Below are 5,076 nucleotides of genomic sequence, written 5' to 3' on the forward strand. Positions count from 1 at the left end.
CCGATAAATGATTAATCCACTTGGCTTTAATTTTCATTTATTTGATTATCAGTCTTTTTCTGGGTTTTCTAGAAATTTCATCAAATTGATGTAATTGAAAAGATGGATTTTACAGAAGCTGACCAAATTTGAAAATACCCAATTGCGCTTCAGTTTCTTCTTTATCACAGCACACCAAAGATTGACCATCAAAATACTATAAATCTGTATCTTGATTGCATTTTTATTGTCCACCTAGAAATATTTCAATGGAAAGTTCTGTTTTAAAAATCTTCACCTGCTTTTTTATGACATCTTTGATTCGGCTGTCCGATAAAAAATCGCTTTATTGTTTTAATAATTGATGATAAAATATTTTCAAAAACCAAAACATCCTTTTTCTTGTTGGCATCAGATAAGGTACTTCTTTTAGGGATATGGTTTAACTGAAAACCATTCATTTTTACCGATAGACCCAGAATTGAACCAGATATATCTCGAAGTGATGTACACTTTTAAAATGAACAAAAAAGCATACTTATCGAATGGTCTTTTGTGGTAAACCGTTTGGTGTAACGGGCTGAATCACATTTTTTGACCTCTTTTCTTACCAAAGAATCGTCTATTAAAGAAATGAGCTGTCCGAAAACAGACTTCCTAGAAAAATAATTACTTTTACCCATCGTATTATGAATTTTGCAATGCTAATTCACGATATTATTCAAGGAGCCATTTATAATGGCTCCATTTTTAACGGACAACAATGAAACAAATTAAAAAAGAGATGAAACATATTGTTATCCTTACTGGCGCTGGAATGAGTGCTGAAAGTGGATTAAAAACGTTTAGAGATTCGGACGGATTATGGGAAGGCCATGATGTGATGAAAGTCGCAACACCAGAAGGCTTTAAAGACAATCCTGAACTTGTTTTAGACTTTTATAATCAGCGTAGACGACAATTGTTGACTGTCAAACCTAATGCCGCACATTTTGACTTGGCTTCATTTGAAAAAGATTATAAGGTTTCTATCATCACGCAAAATGTTGACGACTTGCATGAACGTGCAGGAAGCTCCAACGTTATCCATTTGCATGGCGAATTGCTAAAAGCCAGAAATGTTATTGATGAGCTGAGTTATTTTGATCACCAGGAAGACATCAAATTAGGCGACACTTGTCCACAAGGACACCAACTAAGACCTCATATTGTATGGTTTGGAGAAGCCGTACCTATGATTGAAAAAGCAATGGAAGTTTGTGCCACTGCTGATGTTTTGATCATTATTGGCACCTCGATGCAAGTATATCCTGCAGCGGGATTAATGCATTATGTGCCCATAGGCACGCCTACTTATTTTATAGATCCTAATCCTGCTATGGAAAGTCGTGGCAATTTGACGGTCATTGCTGAAACGGCAACACTTGGCGTTAAGAAGGTTATTGGAATTCTGGAAGGGAGGTGATACTTCGACAAGCTCAGTAACCAAGTTGAAATTGAAAATGAAAATACCTGCCCGTCAGCCTATCTTCTTATTCACTAATATCACTTTGCGACCTTAGCGAAAAAACCTAGCGCTCCTTGCGTTTAAAAAACAACTATTAACCGCAAGGGACGCAAAGTACTGCGCAAGGGACGCAAAATAAATGCTCTTTTTTATCAAATTTAAGTTAATAAATTGTTTTTTGTCATAAAAAATAAAAGAGGTTTATAGGCAATAAGGCTCCATGAAATTCTGTGTATGATAAAATGTTTAAACAATAAGAGACGCCCGAAACCCTCTAACCGCATAATACGATTGCGCCCCATTATGATATACAAACACGTGGTCATATCTAAAATCTCCAAAAATAGCACCTCCTAGTTTTCTAATCTCCGAAGGTGTTTTTAACCAACTCGATGTTTTTGAATCAAATGTGCCCAGTTTATGTAAAGCGCGATAATCATCTTCGGTTAAAAGATCGACTCCCATTTCATTCGCCATATCAATAGCGGTATGTTTTGGTGGATGTTCTTTTCTGGATTCCAGGCCTTCACGGTCATAACAGATACTTCTCCGACCTTTCGGGCTCTCTTCTGAGCAATCATAAAAAATAATTTCTCCCGTTTTACTATCATGATCTACAACATCAGGTTCGCCACCAGTGCGTTCCATTTCATTGAGCGACCATAATTTTGCAGGGAATTCTTTAAGACGTGCTTCCACATCAGACCATTTCAAATCTTGATGTCGATTTTGATTGGTCTCAAAACGCGTCTTTATAATTCGGATAAGGGTTTCGGATTGTTCTTGGGTTAAGGGATGTTGAATTGTCATAATTGTATCTTTTGGAGATGTAACATTTTGCAATAACCAAGTTAAAATATTTTCACAAAATCATGACCTTCATTACTAGATCTTCATTACCATACAGCAAAAAAAACAATACACCGTTATAAATCATAAGTTTGGAATTAGAACAAAATTATGAATAATTAATAGAACGCTGATGAGGCTGATTTTATGGATTTACACTGATTATCTCGGTACTTCCTTCGGGATTTACCTTAAAATTAGGAAACTCTCAAACAGAAAGTTAACTTATAGATTCTCAGGTATTTTAAAAAAAAGCAATCTAAATAATAGTTGGTTATAAAAGAATTAAACGGATTTGAACATCAATATCCTAAACTATAGGCGTTCTCGGATCACGTCTAAAAACATCAATCAAATTAAATAGAAGCACACAAAATACGACCCAAATAAAACCGGCAATATAACCACCAGCAATATCCGAAGGAAAGTGAACGCCCAGATAAATTCGACTTAGACCGATGCTCAAAATAAGAAGTCCCAAAAGTAGAATGACGCCAATCTTCAAAAATATGTTGATCTTAAATCTATAAAACAGATATATCAAAAACCCATAAAACGCCATGGCACTCATTGCATGTCCGCTAGGATAACTTAATGTTTCTACCGATACCATATGCTCAATCCCAGGTCTTGCCCGATCTATAAAACGCTTAAGCATCAAATTTGACACCGCCGAAAGAATCAAAACAAGAACAATTTGAATGATATATTTCCAATTCTTAAACACGAAGATGGACATTAAAGTAAAAGCGATTAAAACGGCGGCATAACCATAAATGTCGCCGACATGAGTGACAAAAATAAAATATTTGGTAAGTGCTGGGTTGCGATGTGAAATGACATAGGCTGCGATTTGTTGGTCATAATCGGCCAGCAAATCTGTTTTTAAACTTTCTGTAAGCTCTACAAATAAATTGATGCCGCCAACAACGAAAATAAGCGCAATAATAAGGGTAATGACATACGGAAGTGTCACATCATATTGATGCAGTTTTTCTCTTAAAAAAGCTCTTAACTTATCGATTAAGAGTTTGATGGTTTTTCTCATAAGATATTGTTGCTCAAAATTATCTTCTAAAATTTAGATATTCTAAGGATATTAAAGCCTAGAATTTAGTGAAAAATCATAAAACTAAGTCACAAATCGAAGATAATAGAAACCAATCAACAATAACCCTATTTCCTTAAATCAATCTCCTTTAAATTTTCTATCCTATTTCTAACTAAGAAATCGTCAATAGTTTCAAAATGCTCAATGACCCGTTGGTCTTTAAATTCGAATACTTTTTCGGATAGGCCTTGTAGAAAGTCACGATCGTGCGAAACCAAGATCAAAGTACCGTCAAAATCCAAAAGTGCTTCTTTTAAAACGTCTTTTGATTTTAGATCCAAGTGATTTGTTGGCTCATCCAAAATTAATAAATTAACAGGTTCCAATAGTAATTTTACCATGGCCAATCGTGTTTTTTCTCCACCCGAAAGCACACTGACTTTTTTATCAATATCATCGCCCTTAAACATAAAACGCCCAAGGATATTCTTGACTTGAGTCCTTACATCGCCTTCGGCAACCTCATCAACGGTTTGAAAAATGGTCAGACTTTCATCGAGCAGCGAGGCTTGGTTTTGAGCAAAATAGCCAACCTTCACATTATGTCCCAAATGGCAACTGCCTTCTACCTCAATTTCCCCCATAATGGCTTTGATCATCGTCGATTTCCCTTCGCCATTTCGTCCTACAAAAGAAACCTTCTCCCCTCTTGAAATAGACATATTCGCATTTTTGAACACCACATGATCGTCGTAAGATTTTGATAAATCCTTTACGGTTACAGGATAATCTCCTGAACGTTGCGAAGGTGGAAAACGTAATTTCAAAGCCGAAGTATCGATATCATCCACCTCGATAATTTCGAGTTTTTCAAGCATCTTCTCTCGTGAATTGACTTGATTGGTCTTGGAATAGGTGCCTTTAAAACGCTCAATAAAAGCCATATTATCAGCAATAAAGCGTTGTTGCTCTTGGTAAGCCTTGATTTGGTGTGAACGTCGATCTTCTCGCAATTGCAAATAATGAGAATAATTGGCTTTATAGTCGTAAATCCGCCCCATTGTCACTTCAATCGTTCTATTGGTAATATTGTCGATAAATGCCTTATCGTGGGAAATAACCATCACGGCGTTCGCTTTGTTGAGCAAGAAATCTTCCAGCCAAATGACCGATTCAATATCAATATGGTTCGTGGGCTCATCCAGAAGAATCAAATCTGGTTTTTGCAATAGGATTTTCGCCAATTCGATCCGCATACGAAATCCACCACTGAACTCGCTGGTCAATCTTGTAAAATCCTCACGTTTAAAGCCCAATCCACCTAATGCTTTTTCAACCTCAGCATCATAATTAACATCCTCTAAAGCATAATACTTTTCGCCCAAATCAGATACTTTCTGAATGATTTGCATGTATTCATCAGAATCGTAATCCGTTCTGGTTTCCAGAGCTTTATTCAACGCATCCATTTCATTGCGCATGGCATACACATGAGCAAAAGCTTTAGAGGCTTCCTCAAAAACGGTACAGTTATCTTCAGTCAATAAATGTTGTGGCAAATAGGCAATGACAGCATCCTTTGGAAAACGCACATGGCCTTTAGTTGGCTTTTGTTCGCCCGCAATAATTTTCATCATTGTCGATTTTCCCGCACCATTTTTACCCATTAGGGCTATTTTATCATTTTCAT

5 protein-coding genes are annotated in these 5,076 nt (G+C 36.3%); 1 reads left to right on the top strand and 4 read right to left on the bottom strand.

Translation table 11 applies throughout. From position 1 onward, the window contains the following. Window positions 1-494 precede the first annotated feature (494 nt). The gene (locus tag ABIQ28_RS04640; RefSeq protein WP_348035664.1) at window positions 495-662 is read right to left on the bottom strand and encodes a DUF4372 domain-containing protein; all 168 of its coding nucleotides are present in this window, start codon (window positions 660-662) and stop codon (window positions 495-497) included. A gap of 101 nt (window positions 663-763) precedes the next feature. On the opposite strand from ABIQ28_RS04640, the gene ABIQ28_RS04645 reads away from it, so the two are divergent. Next, window positions 764-1,444, top strand: coding sequence for an NAD-dependent deacylase (locus ABIQ28_RS04645; RefSeq protein ID WP_348035668.1), 681 nt, complete (start codon window positions 764-766; stop codon window positions 1,442-1,444). 288 nt (window positions 1,445-1,732) lie between these two features. Here the strand turns inward: ABIQ28_RS04645 and ABIQ28_RS04650 are convergent, their stop codons facing one another. The 3 genes from ABIQ28_RS04650 to ABIQ28_RS04660 all read right to left on the bottom strand — a co-directional run. Then, window positions 1,733-2,296 carry a DUF4256 domain-containing protein gene (locus ABIQ28_RS04650; protein WP_348035665.1) on the bottom strand — a complete coding sequence of 188 codons (564 nt, stop codon included), beginning with the start codon at window positions 2,294-2,296 and terminating at the stop codon, window positions 1,733-1,735. Between the two features lie 349 nt (window positions 2,297-2,645). After that, window positions 2,646-3,383, bottom strand: coding sequence for a phosphatase PAP2 family protein (locus ABIQ28_RS04655; RefSeq protein WP_348035666.1), 738 nt, complete (start codon window positions 3,381-3,383; stop codon window positions 2,646-2,648). 128 nt (window positions 3,384-3,511) lie between these two features. Further along, the coding region (locus ABIQ28_RS04660; protein WP_348035667.1) for an ABC-F family ATP-binding cassette domain-containing protein at window positions 3,512-5,076 on the bottom strand (1,565 nt) is incomplete at its 5' end.

It is taken from the genome of Gelidibacter sp. (genome assembly GCF_039916245.1).
In the GTDB taxonomy this organism is placed as follows: Bacteria; Bacteroidota; Bacteroidia; order Flavobacteriales; family Flavobacteriaceae; genus Gelidibacter.